General features: G+C 73.4%; 20 protein-coding genes and 1 pseudogene. 15 read left to right on the top strand and 6 right to left on the bottom strand.

Going from position 1 to position 24,088, the window contains the following annotated elements; genetic code table 11:
- Positions 1 to 125: 125 nt before the first annotated feature.
- Complete coding sequence (locus tag ACFY93_RS12020; protein WP_391356593.1) at positions 126 to 755, top strand: sensor domain-containing protein; 630 nt, start codon at positions 126 to 128, stop codon at positions 753 to 755.
- An 84-nt stretch (positions 756 to 839) separates the two neighbouring features.
- On the opposite strand, the pseudogene ACFY93_RS12015 reads toward ACFY93_RS12020, so the two are convergent.
- Both ACFY93_RS12015 and ACFY93_RS12010 read right to left on the bottom strand, forming a co-directional pair.
- Positions 840 to 1,532: pseudogene (locus ACFY93_RS12015) on the bottom strand (BTAD domain-containing putative transcriptional regulator); the annotation flags it as partial.
- A gap of 331 nt (positions 1,533 to 1,863) precedes the next feature.
- Positions 1,864 to 3,744 (bottom strand): BTAD domain-containing putative transcriptional regulator, encoded by a 1,881-nt coding sequence (locus tag ACFY93_RS12010; RefSeq protein ID WP_391356591.1) that lies wholly within the window; start codon positions 3,742 to 3,744, stop codon positions 1,864 to 1,866.
- Positions 3,745 to 4,024: 280 nt separating this feature from the next.
- On the opposite strand from ACFY93_RS12010, the gene ACFY93_RS12005 reads away from it, so the two are divergent.
- From ACFY93_RS12005 to ACFY93_RS11995, 3 genes are all read left to right on the top strand, one after another.
- A complete protein-coding gene (locus ACFY93_RS12005) occupies positions 4,025 to 5,293 on the top strand; it encodes a sensor domain-containing protein (protein ID WP_391356834.1) in 1,269 nt (422 codons plus the stop codon).
- On the top strand, positions 5,266 to 5,925 hold the full coding sequence (locus ACFY93_RS12000) for a response regulator (protein WP_391356588.1): 660 nt from the start codon (positions 5,266 to 5,268) through the stop codon (positions 5,923 to 5,925). Before ACFY93_RS12005 ends, ACFY93_RS12000 begins: the two co-directional genes overlap by 28 nt.
- Positions 5,926 to 6,165: 240 nt before the next feature.
- Positions 6,166 to 6,624: a phospholipase A2 gene (locus tag ACFY93_RS11995; RefSeq protein WP_391356585.1), complete on the top strand. Its 459-nt coding sequence runs from the start codon at positions 6,166 to 6,168 to the stop codon at positions 6,622 to 6,624.
- 46 nt (positions 6,625 to 6,670) lie between these two features.
- On the opposite strand, the gene ACFY93_RS11990 is transcribed toward ACFY93_RS11995, so the two are convergent.
- A complete protein-coding gene (locus tag ACFY93_RS11990; RefSeq protein ID WP_391356582.1) occupies positions 6,671 to 7,147 on the bottom strand; it encodes a GNAT family N-acetyltransferase in 477 nt (158 codons plus the stop codon).
- Between ACFY93_RS11990 and ACFY93_RS11985 the strand changes: the two genes are divergently transcribed.
- On the top strand, positions 7,146 to 8,003 hold the full coding sequence (locus ACFY93_RS11985; RefSeq protein ID WP_391356579.1) for an exodeoxyribonuclease III: 858 nt from the start codon (positions 7,146 to 7,148) through the stop codon (positions 8,001 to 8,003). The genes ACFY93_RS11990 and ACFY93_RS11985 overlap by 2 nt on opposite strands.
- Before the next feature lie 39 nt (positions 8,004 to 8,042).
- On the opposite strand, the gene ACFY93_RS11980 is transcribed toward ACFY93_RS11985, so the two are convergent.
- On the bottom strand, positions 8,043 to 8,741 hold the full coding sequence (locus tag ACFY93_RS11980; protein ID WP_391356831.1) for a MerR family transcriptional regulator: 699 nt from the start codon (positions 8,739 to 8,741) through the stop codon (positions 8,043 to 8,045).
- A gap of 176 nt (positions 8,742 to 8,917) precedes the next feature.
- Between ACFY93_RS11980 and ACFY93_RS11975 the strand changes: the two genes are divergently transcribed.
- The 4 genes from ACFY93_RS11975 (at position 8,918) to ACFY93_RS11960 (ending at position 12,583) form a co-directional block, all read left to right on the top strand.
- A complete protein-coding gene (locus ACFY93_RS11975) occupies positions 8,918 to 10,435 on the top strand; it encodes an NAD(P)-binding domain-containing protein (protein WP_391356577.1) in 1,518 nt (505 codons plus the stop codon).
- Positions 10,432 to 11,400, top strand: coding sequence for an alpha/beta fold hydrolase (locus ACFY93_RS11970; protein WP_391356574.1), 969 nt, complete (start codon positions 10,432 to 10,434; stop codon positions 11,398 to 11,400). Before ACFY93_RS11975 ends, ACFY93_RS11970 begins: the two co-directional genes overlap by 4 nt.
- Positions 11,397 to 12,287: a short-chain dehydrogenase/reductase gene (locus tag ACFY93_RS11965; RefSeq protein ID WP_391356572.1), complete on the top strand. Its 891-nt coding sequence runs from the start codon at positions 11,397 to 11,399 to the stop codon at positions 12,285 to 12,287. The genes ACFY93_RS11970 and ACFY93_RS11965 overlap by 4 nt, the downstream gene beginning before the upstream one ends.
- 86 nt (positions 12,288 to 12,373) lie before the next feature.
- Positions 12,374 to 12,583 (top strand): hypothetical protein, encoded by a 210-nt coding sequence (locus ACFY93_RS11960; protein ID WP_391356569.1) that lies wholly within the window; start codon positions 12,374 to 12,376, stop codon positions 12,581 to 12,583.
- A 142-nt stretch (positions 12,584 to 12,725) separates the two neighbouring features.
- On the opposite strand, the gene ACFY93_RS11955 is transcribed toward ACFY93_RS11960, so the two are convergent.
- Positions 12,726 to 16,268: a S41 family peptidase gene (locus tag ACFY93_RS11955; protein ID WP_391356566.1), complete on the bottom strand. Its 3,543-nt coding sequence runs from the start codon at positions 16,266 to 16,268 to the stop codon at positions 12,726 to 12,728.
- A gap of 189 nt (positions 16,269 to 16,457) precedes the next feature.
- Between ACFY93_RS11955 and ACFY93_RS11950 the strand changes: the two genes are divergently transcribed.
- The gene (locus ACFY93_RS11950) at positions 16,458 to 17,066 is read left to right on the top strand and encodes a TetR/AcrR family transcriptional regulator C-terminal ligand-binding domain-containing protein (protein WP_391356564.1); all 609 of its coding nucleotides are present in this window, start codon (positions 16,458 to 16,460) and stop codon (positions 17,064 to 17,066) included.
- A gap of 170 nt (positions 17,067 to 17,236) precedes the next feature.
- Positions 17,237 to 19,477 (top strand): MMPL family transporter, encoded by a 2,241-nt coding sequence (locus ACFY93_RS11945; protein ID WP_391356560.1) that lies wholly within the window; start codon positions 17,237 to 17,239, stop codon positions 19,475 to 19,477.
- Between the two features lie 60 nt (positions 19,478 to 19,537).
- Here ACFY93_RS11945 and ACFY93_RS11940 read toward each other — a convergent pair whose 3' ends face one another.
- Positions 19,538 to 19,897 carry an SsgA family sporulation/cell division regulator gene (locus tag ACFY93_RS11940; RefSeq protein WP_391356557.1) on the bottom strand — a complete coding sequence of 120 codons (360 nt, stop codon included), beginning with the start codon at positions 19,895 to 19,897 and terminating at the stop codon, positions 19,538 to 19,540.
- Positions 19,898 to 20,046: 149 nt separating this feature from the next.
- Between ACFY93_RS11940 and ACFY93_RS11935 the strand changes: the two genes are divergently transcribed.
- The 4 genes from ACFY93_RS11935 to ACFY93_RS11920 all read left to right on the top strand — a co-directional run bounded on the left by ACFY93_RS11935 (position 20,047) and on the right by ACFY93_RS11920 (position 23,975).
- Positions 20,047 to 21,111: an energy-coupling factor ABC transporter permease gene (locus ACFY93_RS11935; RefSeq protein WP_391356554.1), complete on the top strand. Its 1,065-nt coding sequence runs from the start codon at positions 20,047 to 20,049 to the stop codon at positions 21,109 to 21,111.
- Between the two features lie 3 nt (positions 21,112 to 21,114).
- Positions 21,115 to 21,912 (top strand): cobalt ECF transporter T component CbiQ, encoded by a 798-nt coding sequence (gene cbiQ, locus ACFY93_RS11930; protein ID WP_391356552.1) that lies wholly within the window; start codon positions 21,115 to 21,117, stop codon positions 21,910 to 21,912.
- Positions 21,900 to 22,658: an ATP-binding cassette domain-containing protein gene (locus tag ACFY93_RS11925; protein ID WP_391356549.1), complete on the top strand. Its 759-nt coding sequence runs from the start codon at positions 21,900 to 21,902 to the stop codon at positions 22,656 to 22,658. The genes cbiQ and ACFY93_RS11925 overlap by 13 nt, the downstream gene beginning before the upstream one ends.
- Before the next feature lie 153 nt (positions 22,659 to 22,811).
- A complete protein-coding gene (locus ACFY93_RS11920; RefSeq protein WP_391356828.1) occupies positions 22,812 to 23,975 on the top strand; it encodes a serine hydrolase in 1,164 nt (387 codons plus the stop codon).
- Positions 23,976 to 24,088: the final 113 nt, after the last annotated feature.

The raw sequence follows: 24,088 nt of genomic DNA, 5'->3' as shown, positions 1-24,088 counted from the left end.
GAAACCGCGAAAGGGGTGCGCGGCACATTGCGGCACAGCCGAGTCCCGGGGGTAGGGCCAGACCTACCCCGAAGGTAGAACTGTCCTGCTGGGCAGGGGGGTTGCCCCTTTCCTACGGTGAGGGCATGGCAAAGACAACGATGTGGCAGGCCCTCGGCGGCCGTACGTTCCTGCTCTCCTCCGCGCCCTGGCGGTCCGTCGCGTATCTGCTGAGCGGCTGCCTCGTCGGTGTCCCGGCGCTCGCCGCCCTCGCGGCGGGACTGGCCGTCGGCGGCGCCCTGTCGGTGGCGCTGATCGGACTGCCGCTGCTCGCCGCGGTGGCCCTCGCCGGCCTGCCGGTGGGGGCTGTGGAGCGGCGCCGGCTGCGGATCGTCGAGCGCGGCGCCGCCGCCAGCCCGCACCTGCCGGTGCCGGACGAGGGCGTACGGAAGTGGGCGCTGGCCCGGTTCCGGGAGCGGGCCACCTGGCGGGAGCTGCTCTACACGCTGCTGTTCGCGACGGTCCTGTGGCCGCTCGACCTGCTGGCCGTGGTCTTCGCGCTGACCCTCCCCGTCGGCCTCCTCGCGACGCCCGTGATGCTGGCGACGACAGGCCACGGCACGTACACCATGGCGCTGAAGGAGTGGATGGTCACGTCGTACCCGCACGCCTTCGCACTGGCGCTCCTCGGTCTGCTCCTGCTGCCGGCCGCCGCGTACACGCTGGGCGCCCTGGCAGGTGTGCGGGCGTGGTGGGCCCGGCAGCTGCTGACCTGACGTGCCGCCGTCCGCGTACGGCCCCGGCCGGGCGGATTCCGGCGGGGCGGGGACGCGGGCGAGCTCGCCGCGCAGCAGGGCGAGGTACGCGGCGGCGAGTCGTGGCCCCGGGTCGATGCCCAGCTCCTCGGCGAGGACCGCGCGGCCCCGCTGGTAGAGCAGGACCGCGTCCGCCTGGCGCCCGCAGCGTGCCAGCGCCGTCATCAACTGGATCCGCAGCCGCTCACGTACCGGGAACTCGCCGACGAGGGCGGTCAGTTCGGCGACCAGCGTCTCCTCCCGGCCCAGCGCCAGATCCGCCTCGATCCGGTTCTCCAGCGCGGCGGCCCACGCCTCCTCCAGCCGCGGGCGTTCCGCGGCGGCCAGCCCCGGTGTCGCGTCCGCCAGCGCGGGCCCGTGCCACAGGCCGAGTGCGGCCCGCAGCAGCGCCGCCGCCTCCCCGTACGCGCCGTCGCCCAGCGCCCTGCGGCCCAGCCCGGACAGCCGCTCGAACTCGTGGACGTCGACCGGGCAGTCCCCGGTCAGCAGCGCGTATCCGGCGGGCATACGGACGATCTCGACGTCCGTGCCGAGCCGCCCGCGCAGCCGGGACACATGGGTGTAGAGCTGGGCGCTCGCGGTGGCCGGCGGATCCTCGCCCCACAGCAGCACGCCGAGCCGGGAGTCGGTGACGACCCGGCCCCGGGCCAGCAGCAGGGCGGCCAGCACCGTCAGCACCTTCGCGCCCGACAGGGCGACCCGCTCACCCCCCGCGCGGGCCTCCACCGGGCCGAGCATCCGGAACTCCATGGCTCTGCCCGGCCCTCCTGTCCTCGGTCACGGCGCGCGGCTTCCCCAGCGAGCGCCCGCGCCTGCCGGAATCCCCGGCCACGTCATTGTTCTCCGCCCGCGGGCCCCGGGCCTGGCGCGGCGCCTGGCAGGACACTGCGGTGGCATGAGGCTGCGCCGGAGGCGGACACGGCGTCCGCCGCGCCCCCCCACGAAACCGCGAACGGGCCACCAGGCGCAGTGCGGCAGGGCAGACAACCGGGGTAGGGCCAGGGCTACCTCCGGCTCCCCCCCCAGGCCACCCGGCCACCCGGCTCCCCTCAGGCCACCCGGCCTCCGGTCACGCCACCCGGCTCTCCCGGTCCGCCGCCCCGGCCAGGTCCGATCCGGCGAACCGCCGTCCGCCGCGGTGCCGCTGCCCCGCCGCGACGAGCCGCACCAGCTCGTGGAAGCGGTACCTCGGCTCACCGGCGGAGTCGATCCCGGGCATCTCCAGCAGCGACCGCTCCACCAGCCGCTCCAGCAGCTCCTCCGCCACCGCCTCCGGCATCGCGAGCCGCGCGGCGGCCGCCGCCGCGGTGAACGCGGTGCGCCGGTGCACGGCCAGCTCGGTGAGCAGCGCCCGCTCGGCCGGGGTGATGCGGCCCAGCGCCGAGCCGAGGCTGCGCCGCAGGTCCAGTTCGCCGGCCTTCAGCTCCTCGACGCGCGCGGCCGGGTCGGCCAGGCGCCGGGCCAGCCGGGAGACGGGCCAGTGCGGCCGGGACGCGAGCCGGGTGCCCGCGATCCGCAGGGCCAGCGGCAGTCCCGCGCAGGCCGCGGCGATCTCCCGGGCGGCGTCCGTCTCCACGGCGACCCGGGACACCCCGGCGACCGACGCGAGCAGCGCGAGGGACTCCGCGCTGTCCATGGGTTCGAGCGCGGTGGTGCGGGACCCGGGGACCGCGGAGAGCCGGCTGCGGCTGGTGACCAGGACCGCGGCGTCGGCCGTGGCCGGAAGGAGCGCGTCGAGCTGCAGCTCGTTCGCCGCCTCGTCCAGCAGGATCAGCAGCTTGCGGCCCGCCGTCCGGGTGCGGTACAGGCGGATCAGCTCGTCCAGCCTCCCCGGCCGGCCACCGGGCGCCAGGACCTCGTCGGACGTCTCGCCGAGTGCCCGCAGCAGCTGCGTGAGCACGGTCGAGGAGTCCTTGACCGTGCCGTCGTCGTGCCGCAGCCGGGCGTGCAGCAGACCGTCGGGGAACTCCCCGGCGACCGCGTGCGCGACCCGTACCGCCAGCGCCGACTTGCCGACGCCCGCCATGCCGGTGATCAGCAGCCGGCGCGGCCGGAACGGCGGCCGCTCCTGGCCCGGCGCCGGCGTCAACTGCGCGCACAGCTCCTCGAACTGGGTCTCGCGCCCGGTGAAGTCGGCGAGGTCCGGCGGCAGCATCACGGGCATCTCCGCCGGCCCGTGCGGCGCGGACGTCGCCAGCCGCGCGGGCTGCGGCAGCCGGGCCAGCCCGCCGTCCAGCGCCGCCTGGTAGGTGGCCGTGAGGTCGGTGCCGGGGTCCACGCCCAGTTCCTCGGCGAGCACCTGCCGGCCCTCGTGGAACGCGCGCAGCGCCTCGGCCTGCCGGCCGCACCGGTACAGCGCCGTCATCAGCTGCGCGCGCAGCCGCTCCCGTACGGGGAACTCCACGACCAGCCCGGTCAGTTCGGGCACCAGCCGCTGGTGCCGGGCGAGGGCGAGGTCCGCCTCGATCCGGTGCTCCAGGGCGCTCACCCGGGACTCCTCCAGCTGGGGCAGCTCCGCCTCGGCGAGGTGGGGCGTCACGTTCGCCAGCGCCGGTCCCTGCCACAGGTCGAGGGCGCGCCGCAGCAGTTCCCCGGCCTCGGCGAACCGACGCTCCTCCAGCGCCACCCGGCCGAGCCGGTCCAGACGCTCGAACTCCACCAGGTCCACCCGCGCGCCCTCGGCGACGAGCTGGTAGCCCGGCTGCCTGCGGACGAGCTCGACCTCGGGGCCCAGCAGCTTCCTGAGCCTCGATATGTACGTGTAGATCTGGGCGTTCATCGTGGCCGGCGGGTCCCAGCCCCACAGCAGCGAGCTGAGCCTGCCGTCCCCCACGACCCGGCCGCGCGCGAGCAGCAGCACGGCGAGGACGGTGTGGACCTTGGAGCCCGACAGGGCGACACGGTGTGTGCCCGCGCGTGCCTCGACCGGACCGAGAAGCTGGAATTCCATGCGTGACTCCCCCAGTTGCGGCCCCGGCCGTGTGGTACGGCAGTGGCCATCGGAAACGCTGGAGCGCGAACCTCTGGCCATTGTTTGCGCCAACCGGTGGCGGAATCCGGTCTTCAAAATGGCAAGAGTCTGCGGTGGCAAGACCCTGCACGCCCGTTCCCCGCCTGACCCGCCCGGGGTAGGGCAGGCACTACCCCCCGCCCGCCCACTGGGCCCATGGCCCCGCACGCGCGCGCCTTCTACGGTGATCCCCATGCACCCTCGGAATGTGTGGCAGGCCATGTCGGCGCCCGGCTTCCTCGGCACCTCGTGGCCCTGGCGGTCGGTCGCCTACCTGCTCACCGGCGCCCTCGCCGGGATCGCGGCCCTGCTGACGGTGGTGACCGCCGCCGTCGTCGGCGGCGTCCTCGCCGTCGTCCTCATCGGCCTGCCCCTGCTCGTCCTCACGGCCCTCGCCGGCATACCGGTGGCCGCCGTGGAACGGCGCAGGCTCCGCCTCGTCGACCTCGACCCGGCCCCCGGACAGCACGGGACGCCCAGCGGGCCCGGCCTGCGGAACTGGCTGACGACCCGGCTCCAGGAACAGGCCACCTGGCGTGAACTCACCTACGCCCTGCTCTTCGGTGTCCTGCTGTGGCCCATCGACGCGCTCGCCGTCACCCTGGGCCTGCTGTTCCCGCTGTCGATGATCGCCACCCCGGCGGTCATGGCCACCTTCGGCGACGGCGAGGCCAAGGTGCTCAAGGCCTGGACCGTCACCTCCTGGCCCGCCGCGACCGGCGTCGCCCTCCTCGGCGTCGTCCTGCTCGCCGTCTGCTGCTACGCCCTGGGTTTCGTGGCCGGCGCACGCGCCGAGCTGACCCGCCTGCTGATCGCCTCCCGCGAGGGTGACCTGGGCGCGAAGGTCACAGAACTCACCCGCTCCCGCGTCCGGTTGGTCGACGCCTTCGAGGCCGAGCGGCGCCGCATCGAGCGCGACCTGCACGACGGGGCACAGCAGCGCATCGTCGCCCTGACGATGACGCTCGGCCTGGCCCGCCTCGACGCACCGCCGGGACCCCTCGCCGACCAGCTCGCCAAGGCGCACGACGAGGCCGGGAAGGCCCTCGCGGAACTGCGCGACCTCATCCAGGGCATCCACCCCAAGGTCCTCGCGGACTACGGCCTGGAGGCGGCCGTAGCCGACGCCGCCGACCGCTCCGCCGTCCCCGTGGACGTCACCGTCGAACTGCCCGGCCGCTTGCCCCAGGCCGTCGAGGCCGCCGCGTACTTCGTGGTGTGCGAGGCCCTCGCCAACGTCGCCAAGCACAGCGGCGCGGACCGCGCCGAGGTGACCGGCGGCCACCACGACGGCCGGCTCGTCCTGGAGGTGCGCGACGACGGGCGCGGCGGCGCGAGCACGGACGACGGCACCGGACTGACCGGACTCGCCGACCGCGTGTCGGTCCTGGATGGCAGACTTGCCCTGTCCAGCCCGCCGGGCGGACCGACCCTGCTGCGTGTGGAGATTCCTTGCGACCCTTGCGAGCGGACCGAGCGCTGCGCGTAGTCCTCGCCGAGGACAGTGTGCTGCTGCGTGAGGGACTCGTCGGACTGCTGACCCGCTGCGGCCACGAGGTGGCGGCGGCCGTCGGCGACGCGGAGGCCCTGATCGCCGCCGTCGAGGAGCACGAGCCCGACATCGTCGTCACCGACGTGCGGATGCCGCCCGGACTCAAGGACGAGGGGCTGCACGCCGCCGTCCGGCTGCGGGAGAAGCGCCCCGCCCTGCCGGTCCTGGTCCTCAGCCAGTACGTGCAGCGGGCCTACGCCTCCGAACTCCTCGACTCCGGCGACGGATCGGGCGTCGGCTATCTGCTCAAGGACCGGGTCGGCCAGGTCGAGGAGTTCGTCGACGCGCTGAACGAGGTCGCGAGCGGCGGGACCGTCGTCGACCCCGAGGTGGTCCGTCAGCTGCTGCGCCGCCGCCGCGACCCGCTGGCCCGGCTCACCCCGCGCGAGCGGGAGGTCCTCTCCCTGATCGCCCAGGGCAAGTCGAACGGCGCGATCGCCCGGGAGCTGGTCGTCACCGAGGCCGCCGTCGGCAAGCACATCGGCAGCATCCTCACCAAGCTCGACCTCCCCCCGGCCGACGAGACCCACCGCAGGGTCCTCGCCGTCCTGGCCTTCCTCCGCGCCTGAGCGCCTGAGCGCCTGAGCGCCCGCGACGGCGGCCAACGCCCGCGCCCGCGAAGGCCCCTGGGCCGCCGCCCCGCCGCCCAGCCGTCACGCGCCCCCGGTACCGGCCGCCCCGCCCGTCACGCGCGCCGCACGCTGCCCGTATAGAAGCGGCATACATCCGCCGTACCTCCGCGCCGAACGCTGGGGCCGCCCCGACGACCTCCGCCGGGGCTGCCCGCGCTCTCCCCGGAGGTAGACCCCATGCGCCGTCGCTTCGCCGCCGCCCCGCTCGCCGCCGTCGGCCTCGCGCTCACCGCCGTACTGCTCCCCGCCACCGCGGCCACCGCGGCGCCCGCCGACAAGGCCACGGTCCTCAGCGGCTGGACCCAGACCAGCGCCGCCTCGTCCAGCGCCTTCCAGGCGGCCCGCGCCGACCAGGGCGCCTGGAGCGCGTACGGCTTCGACTGGTCCACCGACTACTGCACGACCTCGCCGGACAACCCGTTCGGCTTCAACTTCTCGAACGCCTGCTCCCGGCACGACTTCGGCTACCGCAACTACCACGCGGCCGGCACCTTCGACGCCAACAAGTCGCGTCTCGACGACGCCTTCTACGCCGACCTCAAGCGCGTCTGCGCCACGTACTCGAGCGTGAAGAAGGCCTCGTGCAACGCGACCGCCTGGACCTACTACCAGGCCGTCGACAAGCTCGGCGGCTGACGGCCCGCGGCCGGGACCGGCCCGGCGAGGCGCCGGGCCGCCGCCGTCACAGCGCCTTGGCGTAGCACCTGCTGTCCTCGTGGAAGCGGTAGTGGCCCACCTTGGGACACGGCGCGTAGCCGCTGGAGGTGTACAGGGCGATCGCCTCCGGCTGCCGCGTGCCCGTCTCCAGGACCATCCGCAGCCGGCCCGCGGCCCGGGCGTCCGCCTCCAGCGCGGCCAGGATGCGCCGGGCGAGGCCGAGGCCGCGGGCCTCGCGGACCACGAACATGCGCTTGAGCTCGGCGTCCCCGTCCGAGTACGCCTCCTCGTTCGTGTCCTGGGCGCGCCAGCCGCCGGTGGCCACCGGGCGGTCCCGCTCGTCGTACGCGATCAGGTACAGGCCGAGGGGCGGGCGGAACATCGACGCGTCGAGCGGTGTGACGTCGCCCTCGTCGCCGTAGCGCTCGGCGTACTCGAGCTGCACCTCGTCGTTGAGTTTGACGGCGTCGGGGTGGTCGAAGCGGACCGGACGGATATTCATGCGCAGTAGCGTACTTCTATGCGGGAAACGGGGGCCATGGGTTAAGTATCGTACCGGGGTGCTGACTGTTACCTCGGTGAACGTGAACGGGCTCAGGGCCGCCGCGAAGAAGGGCTTCGTGGAGTGGCTCGCCCAGACCTCCGCGGACGTGCTGTGCCTCCAGGAGGTGCGGGCGGAGTCCCATCAGCTCCCGGAGGCCGCCGGCGCCCCCGAGGGCTGGCACGTCACCCACGCCCCCGCCGCCGCCAAGGGCAGAGCCGGTGTCTCCCTCTACACGCGCCGCGAGCCGGACCGCGTGCGGGTCGGCTTCGGCTCGGCCGAGTTCGACGGGAGCGGACGGTACGTGGAGGCCGACCTGCCCGGCGTCACGGTCGCGAGCCTCTACCTGCCCTCCGGGGAGGCCGGCACCCCGCGGCAGGACGAGAAGTACCGCTTCATGGACGAGTTCCGCGGCCACCTCCAGGACCTGCGCGGGCGGGCCGCCGCCGACGGACGCGAGGTCGTGGTCTGCGGCGACTGGAACATCGCCCATCAGGAGGCCGACCTGAAGAACTGGCGCGGCAACCGCAAGAACTCCGGCTTCCTCCCCGAGGAGCGCGCCTGGCTGGGCCGCCTCTACGAGGAGGACGGCTACGTCGACGTCGTACGCGCCCTGCATCCGGACACGGAGGGCCCCTACTCGTGGTGGTCCTACCGGGGGCAGGCCTTCGACCGCGACACCGGCTGGAGGATCGACCTCCAGGTCGCCACCCCGGGCCTCGCCGCCAAGGCGGTCAAGGCGTACGTGGAACGCGCGGCGACGCACGGCGAGCGCTGGTCGGACCACGCGCCGGTGACGGTCGTCTACGAGCGCTGACGGCGGCCGGGGGCCGGTGACCGGGTGGCGCCTCGGGCCTCACGCCCCCGTGTCCGCCGCCCCGCCGGCGTCCGCGGCCGACCCGCCCGCGCCCCCGCCGTCGCCTGCGCCGTCGGCCGGACGCTCGCGCAGCCGCCGGTCCAGGGCCATCGACAGTTCCGCCTCCACCACGCTCTTCGCCAGCGGACGCAGGCGCTGCAGGTCCTCGGGAGTGCGTCCCCCGGTGAGGACCATGGCGGTGAACAGTTCGGCGAGGGCCTCCGTGTGCTCGCGCACGCTGCGCCCGGCGGCCAGCACGTCGGCGAGCGGGATGCCCTCGCGGACCAGGGCCGCCGAGACGTCCAGCAGGCGGCGGCTGATGTGGACGATCTCGCCGCCGTCGGTGCCGAGATAGCCGAGGTCGAGCGCGGCCGCGAGGTTCTCCGGGGTCACCTCACCGGAGAACGCGTCGGCCAGCTCCTCGGGGGAGAGGCGTACCGGGGTCTCCTCGGTCGGTTCACCGAGGCCGAGCAGCTCGCCGACGTCGCGCCCGTGGTCGAAGGCCTCGGCCAGTTCCGCGATGCCGTTGAGCGTGTGACCGCGTTCCAGAAGGGCGGAGATCGTCCGCAGCCGGGCCAGGTGCGTGTCGTCGTACCAGGCGATCCTGCCCTGCCGGCGGGGCGGCGGGATGAGTTTGCGCTCCCGGTAGAAACGCAGGGTGCGCACGGTGATGCCGGCCTCCTCGGCCAGCTCGGCCATGCGGTACTCGCGCCGCGCGCCGTGTTCCTCTGATCCTTCGGTCACGCCGGAACCCTACGTCGTACCCCCGGTAACCTTCTTCGGCCCGGCCCCTACCCATCGGTACGATCCTGCTCTACTCTCCCCACTGTGCCAGTGTTCACTGGCGCGGTCGCGCGGAGCTGGGAGGCGTGGGGATGACCGAGCACGAGCATGTACGGGTGGCGGTGGTCGGGTCGGGGTTCGGGGGGCTCGGAGCGGCCGTGCGGCTGCGCCGCGAGGGAGTCACCGACTTCGTCGTCCTGGAACGGGCGGGCGGTGTCGGCGGCACCTGGCGCGACAACAGCTACCCCGGGTGCGCCTGCGACGTACCGTCCCACCTCTACTCGTTCTCGTTCGCGCCCAACCCCGACTGGCCGCGCACCTTCTCCGGCCAGGAGCACATCCGCGCGTACCTGGAGCACGTCGCCGACGTCTTCGGGCTCCGCCCGCACCTGCGCTTCGACTCCGAGGTCAAGAAGATGACCTGGGACGCCGCGAAGCTGCACTGGCTCGTCGAGACCAGCAGCGGCACCCTCACCGCGGACCTCGTCGTCTCCGCGACCGGACCCCTGTCCGACCCGAGGCTGCCGGACATCCCGGGGCTCGACACCTTCCCCGGCAAGGTCTTCCACTCGGCCCGCTGGGACCACGACCACGACCTGCGCGGGAAGCGCGTCGCCATGATCGGCACCGGCGCCTCCGCCATCCAGATCGTCCCCTCCATCCAGCCCGAGGTGGAGCGGCTGACCCTCTTCCAGCGCACCCCGCCGTGGGTGATGCCCCGCGTCGACCGCGCCATCAGCGGCCCCGAGCGGCTGCTGCACCGCACGCTGCCCTTCACCACCCAGCTCCGCCGCGGACTGCTGTGGGGGATCAGGGAGTTGCAGGTCCAGGCGTTCACCAAGCGCCCGGGCGAACTGGGTCTCGTCGAGAAGCTGGCCAAGCGGAACATCGCCCGCGCGATCAAGGACCCGGCGCTGCGCGTCCGGCTGACCCCCGACTACCGGATCGGCTGCAAGCGCATCCTGCTGTCCAACACCTACTATCCGGCGCTCGCCCAGCCCAACGTGGACGTCGTCGCGAGCGGGCTGAGCGAGGTCCGCGGTTCCACGCTCGTCGCCGCCGACGGCAGCGAGGCCGAGGCCGACGTGATCGTCTTCGGCACCGGCTTCCACGTCACCGACATGCCGATCGCCGAACGGGTCGTCGGCGCCGACGGCCGCACGCTCGCCGAGTCCTGGAAGGACGGCATGCAGTCGCTGCGCGGCGCCACCGCGGCCGGCTTCCCCAACTGGATGTCGATCATCGGCCCCAACACCGGCCTCGGGAACTCCTCGATGATCCTCATGATCGAGTCCCAGCTGAACTACCTCGCCGACTACCTGCGCCAGCTCGACGTCCTCGGAGGCCGGGCCGCCCTCGACGCCCGCCCCAGCGCCGTCGGCGCCTGGAACCGCAGGGTCCAGGAACGCATGAAGCGCACCGTCTGGAGCACCGGCGGCTGCACCAGCTGGTATCTGGACGCCAGTGGCCGCAACACCACGATCTGGCCGGGCACCACGACCGAGTTCCGCGGGGCCACGCGCCGCGTCGACCTCTCCGAGTACCAGGTGCTGCGCGCGCCGAAGCCCGCCACCCACACCCCTCTCGAGAAGGCGGAGGCCGAGGCATGAGCCGGCTGACCCCCGTGGCGAGCGGCCCCTACACCCCGCCCGTACCCGCACGCGAACTGACCGTCCGCTCCACCGGCGGCGCCCGGCTGCACGTCGAGGTGCACGGCCCCGAGGACGCGCCCGCCGTGGTCCTCTCCCACGGGTGGACGTGCTCGACCGCCTTCTGGGCGGCGCAGATCCGGGACCTCGCCGGCGACCACCGGGTGATCGCGTACGACCAGCGCGGACACGGCCGCAGCCCCGCGAGCGAGACCTGCGCCACCGACGCGCTCGCCGACGACCTGGAGGCGGTGCTCGCGGCCACTCTCGCACCGGGCGAGAAGGCCGTGCTCGTGGGGCACTCCATGGGCGGGATGACGCTGATGGCCGCCTCGGCCCGGCCCGGGCTGCGGGAGCACGCCGCCGCCGTACTGCTGTGCAGCACGGGCAGTTCGAACCTGGTGGCCGAGTCGCTGGTCGTGCCGATGCGCGCCGGCCGCCTGCGCACGCGCATCACCACGTCGGTCCTCGGCTCCCGGGCGCCCCTCGGACCGGTCACGCCCCTGGCCCGGCGCATCCTCAAGTACGGGACGATGGGCCCCGGTTCGTCACCGGCGATGGTCGAGGCGTGCGCGCGGATCGTCCACGCCTGCCCCCGCAAGGTCCGCCACGCCTGGTCGCACGTGCTGAACTCGCTCGACCTCGACGACGCGGTTCGGGAGTTGAGGGTGCCGACGGCTGTCGTCGTCGGGACGGCGGACCGGCTGACCCCGCCCGTGCACGCGCGCGCCCTGGCCGCCGCGCTGCCGCGGTGCACCGGCCTCACCGAACTGCCCGGCGTCGGCCACATGACCCCCGTCGAGGCCCCCGAGCGGGTCACGTCCCGGATCCGCGAACTCGTCACCGCCCACGTGGGCGTGGCGGGAAGGGCCGAGGAGACCGGTCGAACGGGCGACGAGCCCACAGAGATCAAGGAGCGCGCATGAGCAGGGTGAGCCTGGAAGGCCGGGTCGCGGTCGTCACGGGAGCCGCGCGCGGCGTCGGCGAGCTGCTGGCCCGCAAACTCTCCGCCCGCGGGGCGCGGATCGCGCTCGTCGGCCTGGAGGAGGAGGCGCTGAAGGAGGTCTCCGGACGGCTGCACGGCGAGAGCGGCCACTGGTACGCCGACGTCACCGACCACGAGGCGATGGCCCGGGTCGCCGAGGAGGTCAAGGAGCGGTTCGGCAAGGTCGACATCGTCGTCGCCAACGCCGGTGTGGCCAACGGCGGTCCGTTCGCCGACTCCGACCCCGTGGCCTGGCGCCGGGTGATCGAGGTCAACCTCATCGGCTCGGCGGTGACGGCCCGCGCCTTCCTGCCCGCCCTGACGGAGAGCCGCGGCTATCTGCTGCAGATCGCCTCGCTCGCCGCGATCACCCCGGCCCCCATGATGAGCGCGTACTGCGCCTCCAAGTCCGGGGTGGAGGCGTACGCGCACAGTCTGCGCGCCGAGGTCGCGCACCAGGGCGTGGGCGTGGGCGTCGGCTACCTGTCGTGGACCGACACCGACATGGTGCGCGGCGCCGACCAGGACGACGTCATGCGGGAGTTGCGCGCGCGGCTGCCGTGGCCGTCCAACAAGACCTATCCGCTGGGCCCGGCCGTCGACCGGCTGGTGACGGGCATCGAGCACCGGTCCGCCCACGTGTACGCGCAGTGGTGGCTGCGCGGCATGCAGGGCATCCGCGGCTACCTCCCCGGGGTCATCGCGACCGTCGGCAAGCGCGAGGTCAAGCGGTTCGAACCGCGGCTGCGGAGCGTCGCCAAGGGGCTCGTGGGAGCGGGCGGCGCGGCCGACGAACAGGAGCGCCGAGCGGCCCGTCACGGTGGGTAAGTGATCGACATGCGTGCGTAATCGGCCCGTGCGACTCTGGTCGAGGCCCGATCCCCTCACCCACAACGGGAGTGAACATCATGGGCATGAAGGACCAGTTCCAGGACAAGGCCGAGCGCATGCAGCAGCAGGCCAAGCGCAAGTCCGGACAGATGGGGGAGGAGCGCGAGCGCACCTCCCCGATGCGTGATCAGGAGCAGTCCCAGCGCGGCCGCCAGGGCCGCGAGCGCGGCAGGGAGGGCACCGAGCCCCTCCAGGACGAGCAGGACCGCATCGACCAGGACTACGACGTGTGACCACGCCACCTGAGCGACACCAGGGGCGCCCCCCGGCGGGGGGCGCCCCTGGTGCTTGTCGGTATCCAGCCCTCCGTCGACGTGCCTTCCAGCCCCTCCGGCGCTTGAGGAGCGGGGTCCGGGGCGGAGCCCCGGGGGCCCGTCAACCCCCCTGTCGGGGAGGCAGCTTCGGCCGCGTCCGGTCCGGCACGTCCGAGTGGTCCGGCGGCACCGCGGCCGGATGCGTCTCCAGCAGCTCCAGCGCCACCCGCACCGCGTCGTCCAGCTGCGCGTACCGTCCCTCCGCCCAGTCCAGCGGCGTCCGCAGCGCCTCCAGGTCGGGCGTGACCCCCCGGTTCTCCACGGACCATCCGTACGCGTCGAACCACGCCGCGTTCATCGGCACCGTGATCACGGTCCCGTCCCCGAGCCGGTGCCGGCCGGTCATCCCCACGACACCGCCCCACGTCCGCTGGCCGACCACCGGCCCCAGGCCGAGCAGCTTGAACGCCGCGGTGATCATGTCGCCGTCGGAGGCCGTCGCCTCGTCCGCGAGCGCGACCACCGGCCCGCGCGGGGCGTTCGAGGCGTACGAGACCGGCTGCGCGTCGCGTGTCAGGTCCCAGCCCAGGATCGTGCGGGTGAGCTTCTCCACGACCAGCTCGCTGATGTGGCCGCCCGCGTTGCCGCGCACGTCGACGATGAGCGCGGGCCGGGAGACCTCCATCCGCAGGTCGCGGTTGAACTGGGCCCAGCCCGAGCCGCCCATGTCCGGGATGTGCAGGTAGCCGCAGCGTCCGCCGCTCAGCTCCCGTACGACGTCCCGGCGTTTGGCCACCCAGTCCTGGTAGCGCAGCGGGCGTTCGTCGACCAGCGGGACCACCGCCACCCGCCGTGACCTGCCGCCGCCCTCCGCCCGGGTGAACGTCAGCTCCACCGTCGTACCGCCCGCGCCCGCCAGCAGCGGGAACGGACCGGTGACCGGGTCCACGGGCCGCCCGTCCACATGGGTGAGCACGGCGCCCTCGCGGATGCCGGTGCCGGCCAGTGGCGAACGCGCCTTGGAGTCGGAGGAGTCGCCGGGCAGGATCCGCGAGACCGCCCAGCCGGCGTCGCGCCGCACGAGGTTGGCGCCGAGCAGGCCCTGCCGGCGCTGGTAGTGCGGGGGTCCCTCGTTGCGGCGGGCCGGGGAGACGTAGGCGTGCGAGGTGCCGAGTTCGCCGAGGACCTCGCGGAGCAGGTCGGCGAAGTCGTCGGGGGAGGCGACGCGTTCGACGAGGGGGCGGTACTGGTCGAGCACCGCGTCCCAGTCGATGCCGCACATGTCCGGTTCCCAGAAGTAGGCGCGGATGATGCGGCCCGCCTCCGCGTACGCCTGCCGCCACTCGGCGCCCGGGTCCACATCGTGCAGGATGCGGCGCGCGTCGATCCAGACGGTGGTGTCACTGTCACCGGACTCGGTGGAGGGGACGGCGCGCAGGTCGCCCTCGTCGACCACGACCAGCCGGGTGCCGTCCCCGCTGGGCGCGAACCAGTCGAGGTGGGAGACCAGTTCGGACTTCTTGGCCTTGCCGAGGTTGAAGTACTCCAGCGTCGGCCGGCCGGACGTGTCGGCGGGGTTGGCGAAGGTCTCGCCGAGGGCCCCGGAGATCGGCCAGCGCAGCCAGACCAGTCCGCCGCCGGTGACCGGGCAGAGCGCCGAGTACTTGGAGGCCGTGACCGGGAACGGGGTCACGCGGTTCTCCAGCCCCTCGACCTCGACGGTCACCGGGCCGCTGCCGGGCTCGAAACCGTTCCCGGGACCGAACGCCATCCTCGACCCGCCGCCCGTGGGCACCTCCAGGTCCTCCTCGGCGGCCGGGTCGAGGCCGCCCGCGGCGGGGCGGCCCTCCGGGGTCAGCGCGAACGGTGACGGGGTCGCCGACGACAGCGGTACGAGGTAGGGGCGGCAGCCCAGCGGGAAGGACAGGTCGCCGGTGTGCACGTCGTACACCGGGTCGAAGCCGCGCCAGGACAGGAAGGCGAGGTACCGCCCGTCGCTGGTGAAGACGGGGTTCTCGTCCTCGAAGCGGCCGTTGGTGACGTCGACGACCAGGGGTGCGCCGGGACCCTGGATCCGGGCCATCTTGATCTGGCGCAGGGAGCGGCCGATGCCGGGGTGGGACCAGGTGAGCCAGCTGCCGTCGGGGGAGAAGGCGAGGTCGCGCACGGGCCCGTTGACGGACCGGATCAGTTCGCTGACCCGCTCGTCGCCGTCCCCGTCCCCGTCCCTGTCCCCATCCCCGGCCCTGTCCCTGTCCCCGCCCCCGTCCTGGCCGGAACCGGAGACCGCTCCGTCCTGCCTCGGCGTCCCGCCGTCGCCGCCCTCCGCTTCCTCCGCACCCTCCCGGCCCGGTGCGTCCTCCGCGCCCTCGGAGCCCTCCCCGCCCACCGCCGCCGCGAGGAGGTCCGCCTCCTGGGTCTCCTCCGCGACGTCGAGCAGCAGCAGGCGGCCGTCGTGGGACGCGATCGCCAGCCGTTCTCCCCGCGGGTCCGCCACCATCTCCTGTACGTGGCCCAGCTCGCCGGAGGCCAGCCGGCGCGGCGCCCGCTCCCCGCTGGCGCGCGGGAGGTAGGCGATCTCGACGGCGTCCGCCCCGTCCGCGTCGGTGACGTAGGCGACCTGCCCGCCGGAGCCGAGCATCTCGGGGAGGCGGACCCGTACGCCCCGGGTGTCGGCGATGGTGCGGGCGGGCCCGTCCCGGTGGGTGAGCCAGTGCAGGCTGCCCCGGACGACGACGGCGCTGGCCCGGCCCGTCTCGTCCACGGAGATGCCGTCGACGTGCAGGGAGGCCGGTACCTGGTAGACGCGGCGCCCGGCGCGCGGGCCGCCGAGCCGGACGTCGAGGCGGCGCGGCACCGAGTCCGGGGACAGGTCGTCGACGGCCCACAGGTCACCGGCGCACTGGTAGACGACTCGGGTCCCGTCGCTGGAGGCGTGCCGGGCGTAGAAGGCGTCGTGGTCGGTGTGCCTGCGCAGGCCGGAACCGTCGTAGGCGCACGAGTACAGGTTGCCGACGCCCTCGTGGTCGGAGAGGAAGGCGATCCGGCCGCCGACGAACATCGGTGTGGCGAGGTGGCCTTCGAGACCGTCGAGGAGCCGCTTCCCGTGCAGCCACAGGCGTCCCATCGCGCCGCCGCGGTAGCGCTTCCAGGCCGCGGGCTCGTGCGGCGGGGTGCCGGTGAGCAGCAGTGTCCGGTGCGCGCCGTCGATGTCGGCGACGGCGATCTCGGACACAGGGCCCCAGGGGAGCTTGCCGCCGGGGGAACCGTCGGTGGGCACGCTGTAGGCGAAGGTGAAGTACGAGAAGGGCTCGCCGTGCGAGGCGACGGCCAGGATGTCGCCGTCCGGGGACCAGCCGCACACCGCGGTGTCCGGGCTCGCCCAGTGGGTGAGCCGCCTGCCGGGACCGCCGTCGACCGGGACCAGATGGATCTCGGGGACGACGGCGCGCCAGCTGGTGTACGCGATCTGGCGGCCGTCGGGCGAGAAGCGGGGCCTGACCACCTTGGTGCGGTCCACGGTGAGGCGCCAGGCGCGGTCCCGTCCGTCGAGGGGGGCCACCCAGAGGTCGTCCTCGGCGACGAAGCAGAGCAGGTCGTCGTGGAGGTGCGGGAAGCGGAGGTAGCCGGGGGCAGCGGGTGCGTTCTCGTCCTTTTCGCTCACCTTTTCCATGCTTTGCCGCTGAACGGACCCCGGCAACTCGTGCGAAGCGGGGAGGCGTGACCCAGGCCACGTACGAAACGGTTTCGTTTCGACAACTCGCGGAGGTAGGGTGGAGGAGATACGAAACGGTGTCGTACACGTCGTCCTTCCGGCGGCGTCGTGCGACGGGCGGAAGGGAAGGTGAGCGGCATGGCCCAGGCGGCGACCGGAGCGGAGACCTCACCGGCGCGACGCAGCCGGCTCACGCCCGAGCGCGAGGCGGAGCTGTACGCGGCCGTGCTCGACCTGCTCCGCGAGGTCGGTTACGACGCGCTGACCATGGACGCCGTGGCCGCCCGCACCAGATCCAGCAAGGCCACGCTCTACCGCCAGTGGGGCGGCAAGGCCGAACTGGTCGTACGGGCGATGCGGCACCACAAGCCGGTCGACGTCTCCGACATCGACACCGGATCCCTGCGCGGTGACATCCACGCCCTGGTGCTGCGCGAGGACGACTGCCACATGGAGCAGAACTCCGCACTGATGCGGGCGCTGGCCATGGCGGTGCACCAGGACCCCGATCTGCTGCGCGCGTTCCGCGAGCTGCTGATCGAACCCGAACTGGCGGAGCTGCGGCGGCTGCTGGCGCGCGCCGTGGACCGGGGTGAGATCCGCGAGGACAACCCCGCTCTGCGGTACGTGGTGCACATGTTGGTCGGCGGCTTCGCGGCCCGGACCATGATCGACGAGCTTCCGCCCACGCAGGAGTTCCTCACCTCGTACATCGACGCCGTGATCCTCCCCGCCCTCGGCGCCTGACCACCACCCCTCACCTCCCCTCAGCCCCGAAGTCCCCGAACGCGCAACCGCGCACCACGCGAACCGACGCGCGACCGCTCACGTCGTCGGGCTGATCACCCCTGCCCCCTTCCCCGTGGGGCGATCACCCCTGCCCTGTTCCTCCACGACCTGACCGGGAGTACGCCCTCGTGGCCACGTTCCTCTACAGACTCGGCCGGCTCGCCTTCCGGCGCCGGCACCTCGTCGCCCTCATATGGGTCGCCCTGCTGACGCTCGCGGGCGTCGGCGCGGCGACCGCCCCGACCGCGGGCGCCAGTTCCTTCTCCATCCCCGGCACGGAGGCGCAGAAGGCCTTCGACCTGCTGGAGGAGCGGTTCCCCGGCGCCAGCGCCGACGGGGCCACCGCCCGCGTCGTCTTCAAGGCCCCCGCCGGCGAGAAGATGGCCGACGCAGAGAACAAGGCGGTCGTCGAGGACGCCGTCAAGGAACTCGGCGACGGCTCCGAGGTCTCCTCCGTCACCGACCCCTTCAAGGCGAAGGCCGTCTCCGAGGACGGGACGATCGCCTACGCGAAGGTGGCCTACGAGGTCTCCGGCATGGAGCTGGAGGACTCCTCGAAGGACGCCCTGGAGAAGGCCGCACAGGACGCGCGGGACGAGGGGCTGACCGTCGAGATCGGCGGTGACGCCCTCCAGGCGGTGCCCGAGACCGGGTCCACCGAGGTCATCGGCATCGCGATCGCCGCGGTCGTCCTCGTCATCACGTTCGGTTCGCTGATCGCGGCCGGGCTGCCCCTGCTGACCGCGCTGGTCGGCGTCGGCATCGGCGTCTCGACGATCACGGCCCTGGCCAGTGTGCTGGACCTCGGCTCCACCACCTCCACGCTCGCCATGATGATCGGCCTCGCGGTCGGCATCGACTACGCCCTGTTCATCGTCTCCCGCTTCCGGGCCGAGCTCGCCGAGGGCCGGGAGCGCGAGGAGGCGGCCGGACGGGCCGTGGGCACGGCCGGCTCCGCCGTCGTCTTCGCCGGCCTCACGGTCGTGATCGCCCTGGTCGGCCTCGCCGTCGTCAACATCCCGATGCTCACCAAGATGGGCGTCGCGGCCGCCGGCACGGTCGCCATCGCCGTCCTCATCGCGCTCACCATGATCCCGGCGCTCCTCGGATACGCGGGCCGCAAGGTGCGCCCCGCCGGCGAGAAGAGCAGGCTGCTGGGCGGCAACCGGAAGAAGACCGCCGCCCAGGGGGCCGGGACCGGCGCCGAGCCCAAGCCCAACATGGGCACCCGCTGGGCCCGCTTCGTCGTCCGCAGGCCGCTCGCCGTCCTGCTCCTGGGAGTCGTCGGCCTCGGCGCGGCCGCCCTGCCGGCCACCTCGCTGGAGCTCGGCCTGCCCGACGACGGTTCGCAGCCGACGTCGACCACGCAGCGCCGCGCCTACGACCTGCTGTCCGACGGCTTCGGCCCCGGGTTCAACGGCCCGCTGATGATCGTCGTGGACGCCAAGTCCAGCGACGCCCCGAAGGCCGCCGTCACCCAGGTCTCCGACACCATCAAGGACCTGAAGAACGTCGCCACGGTCACCCCGGCCACGTACAACAAGCCGGGCGACACCGCGATGATCACGGTCGTCCCCGACTCGAAGCCCAGCGGCACCGAGACCGAGGACCTGGTGCACGCCATCCGTGACGCGGGCGGCGACATCAAGGCGGACACCGACGCGAGCGTGCTGGTCACCGGCTCGACCGCGATGAACATCGACGTCTCGCAGAAGCTGAACGACGCGCTGCTCCCGTACCTGGCGCTCGTCGTGGGCCTCGCCTTCCTGCTGCTGATCGTCGTCTTCCGCTCGGTCCTCGTCCCCCTCAAGGCGGCCCTGGGCTTCCTGCTCTCCGTCATGGCCGCGCTCGGCGCCGTCGTCGCGGTCTTCCAGTGGGGCTGGCTGTCGGGCCTGCTGGGCGTGGAGGAGACCGGACCCGTCATGTCGATGATGCCGATCTTCATGGTCGGCGTGGTCTTCGGCCTCGCGATGGACTACGAGGTGTTCCTCGTGACCCGGATGCGGGAGGCCCACGTCCACGGTGAACGCCCAGGCCAGGCGATCGTGACCGGCTTCCGGCACGGCGCCCGCGTCGTCACCGCGGCCGCGGTCATCATGATCGCCGTGTTCTCCGGCTTCATCGGCTCCAGCGAGTCGATGATCAAGATGATCGGCTTCGGCCTCGCGATCGCCGTCTTCTTCGACGCGTTCGTGGTCCGCATGGCCATCGTCCCGGCCGTCCTCGCCCTCCTCGGCAAGCACGCCTGGTGGCTCCCGAAGTGGCTGGACCGACTCCTCCCGAACGTCGACGTCGAGGGCGAGGCCCTGACCCGCCTCGACAAGACCGGAGACGACCGCGACGAGAACCGCGAACTCGCCCACGTCTGACCCCGTCCCGCCCCGCCGCCCCGGGCGTCCCGGCACACCGCCGGGGCGCCCGGGGCGCTCTCAGTGAGGCACCGGCGTGCTGACCGCCATGTACGTGCGGCGCAGGAAGCGGACCAGGGGCTTGGTCTCGAACTGGACGACGGCGACGCCGGTCGGGGAGTGGAACTCCAGGACCGTCTGGACGCGGCCGCACGGCCAGACGCGGACGTCGCCCCGGGTGGCCGGGATGCGCAGGCCCTCTTCCATGAGGTCGCGGTCGAGGACCCACTCGTGCGGGCCGGGCAGGACGATGTGGACGCGGCGGGGATCCGCCTCGGGGTCGTAGCGGAGCGCCACCGGGACGGACCGGCGTTCGTCGTCGGCCGAGTCCGCGGTGTCGGTGACGATGTGGGCGCGTGCGTACTGTTCGACGGCTGGCATGAACCGACTCCTCACGCTCCGTAACCGGTGCGGAATCGAGAATTCCGCGCCACCTCTCCAATGTGCCACATCTCACGGAAACCGCTTCCGGGCTATTCAGGCCGACGCGCTCTTGCAACTCGTTCGCAACAAGGCACTATCATCGAACGGTGCATGTGCCTGACGGATTCATCAACGCCCCCGTCTCCGCCGTCACCGGAGTGGTCGCCGCCGGTGCCGTCGCCGTGAGCCTGAAGGGAGCCCGCAGAGAACTGGACGAGCGGACTGCGCCGCTCGCCGGCCTGGTCGCCGCGTTCATCTTCGCCGTACAGATGCTGAACTTCCCGGTCGCGGCCGGGACCAGCGGACATCTGCTCGGAGGCGCGCTCGCCGCGATCCTCGTCGGCCCCTTCACCGGGGTCCTCTGCGTGTCCGTGGTGCTGCTGATGCAGGGCATCCTCTTCGCCGACGGCGGGCTCACCGCGCTCGGCGTCAACATCACCGACATGGCGATCGTCACGACCGTCGTGGCGTACGCGGTCTTCCGCGGCCTGGTGAAGGTGCTGCCGAGGACACGGCGCTCCGTCACCGTCGCCTCGTTCCTCGCCGCCCTGCTCTCCGTGCCCGCCGCGGCCGTCGCCTTCACCCTCCTCTACGCGGCCGGCGGCACCACCGACGTCTCGATCGGCAAGGTCGCCACCGCCATGGTCGGCGTGCACGTCCTGATCGGCATCGGCGAGGCCGTGATCACCGCGCTCACCGTCGGCGCCGTCATCGCCGTGCGGCCCGACCTCGTGTACGGGGCGCGCGGGCTCACCCAGAAGCTCAGGCTGCGGGTGGGCGGCGAACTCGTCGACGTGCCCGGGGCCGCGCCGGTCCCGGCCGCGGCCCGCTCCCACCGCACGGTGTGGGCCGCCGGCCTCCTCACCTCGCTCGTCCTCGCCGGATTCGTCAGCTTCTACGCCTCCGCCGACCCCGACGGCCTGGAGAAGGTCGCCACCGACCAGGGCATCGACAAGAAGGCCGAGGAGCACGCCGCCGCGGACTCCCCGCTCGCGGACTACGGCGTCGAGGACGTCTCCGACGCCCGGATCTCCGGCGGCCTCGCGGGCGCCATCGGCGTCGGCGTGACCGTCGTCGCGGGCTCCAGCGTGTTCTGGGTGGTCCGCAGGCGCCGTACGGACGACGACACCTCGCCGACGTCCACGACCACGTCGCTCACCGAGGGGGTCTGAGGGGTGGGGGCGGATGGGGGTACCTCCCGCTCGAGCGCAGCCGAGAGCGGGGGAGCGCACAAGCTGTACCGGCACGGGCACTCGCCCGTGCACGCCCTGCCGCCGCACACCAAGCTCGCCGCCGTCTTCGCCTTCGTCGTCGTGGTGGTCTCCACGCCCCGCGAGGCGATGTGGGCGTTCGCGCTGTACGCGGTCCTGCTCGGCGCGGTCGCGTACGCGGCCCGGGTCCCCGCGGGCTTCCTGCTCAAGCGGCTGCTGATCGAGGTCCCCTTCGTGGCGTTCGCGGTGCTCATGCCGTTCGTCGCGGAGGGCGAGCGGGTCGGCGTCCTCGGCCTCTCCCTCAGCGTGAACGGCCTCTGGGGCGCCTGGAACGTGCTCGCCAAGGGCACCCTCGGCGTCGCCGCCTCCGTCCTGCTCGCCTCCACCACGGAACTGCGCGAACTGCTCCTGGGCCTCCAGCGGCTGAGGCTCCCCCCGCTGCTCGTGCAGATCGCGTCCTTCATGATCCGCTACGGGGACGTCATCACCGGCGAGATGCGGCGGATGCGGATCGCCCGGGAGTCGCGCGGCTTCGAGGCGAGCGGCGTCCGGCACTGGGGCGTCCTCGCCAAGTCGGCGGGCGCGCTGTTCATCCGCTCCTACGAACGCGGCGAGCGGGTGCACCTCGCCATGGTCAGCCGGGGCTACGCCGGTTCCATGCCGGTCATCGACGACGTGACCGCGTCCCGGGCGCAGTGGTCGTCCGCCCTGGCCCTCCCGTGCGCCGCCCTCGTCGTATGTCTGCTGGGATGGACTCTGTGACAGCTTCCCTCGAGGTCTCCGGCCTCGCCTTCGCCTACCCCGACGGACACCAGGCCCTCTTCGGCGTCGACTTCCGTGTCGACCGGGGCGAACGCGTCGCGCTGCTCGGCCCGAACGGCGCCGGCAAGACCACCCTCGTCCTCCACCTCAACGGCATCCTCGGCGGCGGCGCCGGCACCGTGGCGGTCGCCGGACTGCCGGTCGGCAAGCGGCACATGGCGGAGATCCGGCGCAAGGTCGGCATCGTCTTCCAGGACCCCGACGACCAGCTCTTCATGCCGACCGTGCGCGAGGACGTCGCGTTCGGGCCGGCCGCCGCGGGCGTCAGGGGGCCGGAGCTGGAGGCCCGGGTCGACAAGGCCCTCGCCCAGGTCGGCATGGCCGAGTTCAGGGACCGGCCCCCGCACCACCTCTCCTTCGGGCAGCGGCGCCGGGTCGCGGTCGCCACCGTCCTCGCCATGGAGCCGGAGATCCTCGTCCTCGACGAGCCGTCCTCCAACCTCGACCCCGCCTCCCGCCGGGAACTCGCCGACATCCTGCGCGCCCTGGACGTCACCGTGCTGATGGTCACGCACGACCTGCCGTACGCCCTCGAACTCTGCCCGCGCGCCCTGATCCTCAGCGACGGCGTGATCGCCGCCGACGGCAGGACGGGCGAGCTGCTCTCCGACGACGACCTCATGCGTACCCATCGCCTCGAACTGCCCTTCGGCTTCGACCCGCGCTCGGTGACGACGGGGGCCTGAGCTCCTTCGGGTCCCGGACGGGCCCGCCCAGGAATCGACGGCCGTACGGGTGCGTTGCACCCACTGTCGAAGGCGAGTCGTCCTTCGTTGGTCAGTCGTGCGCCGAGGAGTGCGCCGTCAGGAACGTCGGGGAAGAGGAGTGCGGGCGTGGGTGTGGTCGTGAACGGCACAGTGGCCGAGGGCTTCGAGCCGGTCAGGGACGCGTTCCTACGCAACTTCACGGCGCTCGGCGACCGGGGCGCCGCCGTGTCCGTCTACCGCCACGGGCGCGAGGTCGTCGGCCTCTGGGGCGGCACCCGCGACGTGGACGGCGGCGGCGAGCCGTGGCAGCGGGACACCGCGCAGATCGTGCGCTCCGCGACCAAGGGCGTCGCCGCCTCCGTACCGCTGCTGCTCGCCCAGCGCGGGCAGCTGGACCTGGACGCCCCCGTCGGCGCGTACTGGCCCGAGTTCAAGGCGCGCGGCAAGGAGCGGGCGACGGTCCGCGACCTGCTCGCCCACCGGGCCGGGGTGCCCGCCCTCGACCGTCCGCTGACCCCGGCCGAGGCGGCGGACCCGGAGCTTGGCGCGGCGGCGGTCGCGGCGCAGCCGCCCGCCTGGGAGCCCGGTACCGATCACGGATACCACGCGCAGACGTACAGCTGGCTCACCGGCGAACTCGTCCGCCGCGTCACGGGGCGTTCGATCGGCACCTGGATCGCGGACGAGATAGCCGGGCCGCTGGGACTCGACCTGTGGGTCGGACTGCCCGGCGCGCGGGCGCACCGGGTGGGGCGGGTCGGCGGGATCGAGGCCCCCGAGGCGGGCGGCGCGCTGCGGGCCCGCCCGAAGCGGTCGGTCACGGAGGCATACGCCGACCCGGCCTCCCTCACCCGCCGCGCGTTCGCCGCGATCACCCCGCTCCCCGACGAGAACGACGCCGCGTACCGGGCCGCCGAGCTGCCCGCGTCCAACGGCATCGCCACGGCCGAGGGGCTGGCCCGCTTCTACGCCGCCCTCACCGGCGAGGTGGACGGCGTACGGCTCTTCGGCCCGGCGACCCTGGAGTCGGCCCGGACGGAACACTCGGCCGGCCCGGACCGCGTCCTGGTCGTGAACACCCGCTTCGGCCTCGGCTACATGCTGCACGGCTCCACCTCGCCGCTGCTCTCCCCGGGCTCCTTCGGCCACCCCGGCCGCGGCGGCGCCCTCGGCTTCGCCGACCCCGAGTCCGGCATCGCCTTCGGCTACGTCACCAACGGCTTCCGTACGAGTGTGACGGCGGACGCCCGCGCCCAGGCACTGATCCGGGCGGTACGGGCGAGCCTCGGCGGCTGAGCGGGCGGTGCGGGCGTCCCCGCGCGGCCGGACGTGAGGGCCGCGGGCCCTGGAACCGGCTGCCCGGCACGGCCGGCGGGCGCCCGCGTGCGCCGGGGAGACGGAGCTCGGGA

The organism is Streptomyces sp. NPDC008313 (assembly GCF_042956125.1).
Classification (GTDB): domain Bacteria; phylum Actinomycetota; class Actinomycetes; order Streptomycetales; family Streptomycetaceae; genus Streptomyces.
Note: the sequence above shows the minus strand (reverse complement) of the source record. Positions and strands in the feature narration are given on the sequence as shown.

What these genes read in the sequence shown, in the direction of transcription:
- ACFY93_RS12020 (WP_391356593.1), top strand. Translation starts at nt 126, where the DNA reads ATGGCAAAGACAACGATGTGGCAGGCCCTCGGCGGCCGTACGTTCCTG.
- ACFY93_RS12010 (WP_391356591.1), bottom strand. Translation starts at nt 3,744, where the DNA reads ATGGAATTCCAGCTTCTCGGTCCGGTCGAGGCACGCGCGGGCACACAC.
- ACFY93_RS12005 (WP_391356834.1), top strand. Translation starts at nt 4,025, where the DNA reads ATGTCGGCGCCCGGCTTCCTCGGCACCTCGTGGCCCTGGCGGTCGGTC.
- ACFY93_RS11995 (WP_391356585.1), top strand. Translation starts at nt 6,166, where the DNA reads ATGCGCCGTCGCTTCGCCGCCGCCCCGCTCGCCGCCGTCGGCCTCGCG.
- ACFY93_RS11985 (WP_391356579.1), top strand. Translation starts at nt 7,146, where the DNA reads ATGCGCAGTAGCGTACTTCTATGCGGGAAACGGGGGCCATGGGTTAAG.
- ACFY93_RS11990 (WP_391356582.1), bottom strand. Translation starts at nt 7,147, where the DNA reads ATGAATATCCGTCCGGTCCGCTTCGACCACCCCGACGCCGTCAAACTC.
- ACFY93_RS11980 (WP_391356831.1), bottom strand. Translation starts at nt 8,741, where the DNA reads ATGGCCGAGCTGGCCGAGGAGGCCGGCATCACCGTGCGCACCCTGCGT.
- ACFY93_RS11975 (WP_391356577.1), top strand. Translation starts at nt 8,918, where the DNA reads ATGACCGAGCACGAGCATGTACGGGTGGCGGTGGTCGGGTCGGGGTTC.
- ACFY93_RS11970 (WP_391356574.1), top strand. Translation starts at nt 10,432, where the DNA reads ATGAGCCGGCTGACCCCCGTGGCGAGCGGCCCCTACACCCCGCCCGTA.
- ACFY93_RS11965 (WP_391356572.1), top strand. Translation starts at nt 11,397, where the DNA reads ATGAGCAGGGTGAGCCTGGAAGGCCGGGTCGCGGTCGTCACGGGAGCC.
- ACFY93_RS11960 (WP_391356569.1), top strand. Translation starts at nt 12,374, where the DNA reads ATGAAGGACCAGTTCCAGGACAAGGCCGAGCGCATGCAGCAGCAGGCC.
- ACFY93_RS11950 (WP_391356564.1), top strand. Translation starts at nt 16,458, where the DNA reads ATGGCCCAGGCGGCGACCGGAGCGGAGACCTCACCGGCGCGACGCAGC.
- ACFY93_RS11940 (WP_391356557.1), bottom strand. Translation starts at nt 19,897, where the DNA reads ATGCCAGCCGTCGAACAGTACGCACGCGCCCACATCGTCACCGACACC.
- ACFY93_RS11925 (WP_391356549.1), top strand. Translation starts at nt 21,900, where the DNA reads ATGGACTCTGTGACAGCTTCCCTCGAGGTCTCCGGCCTCGCCTTCGCC.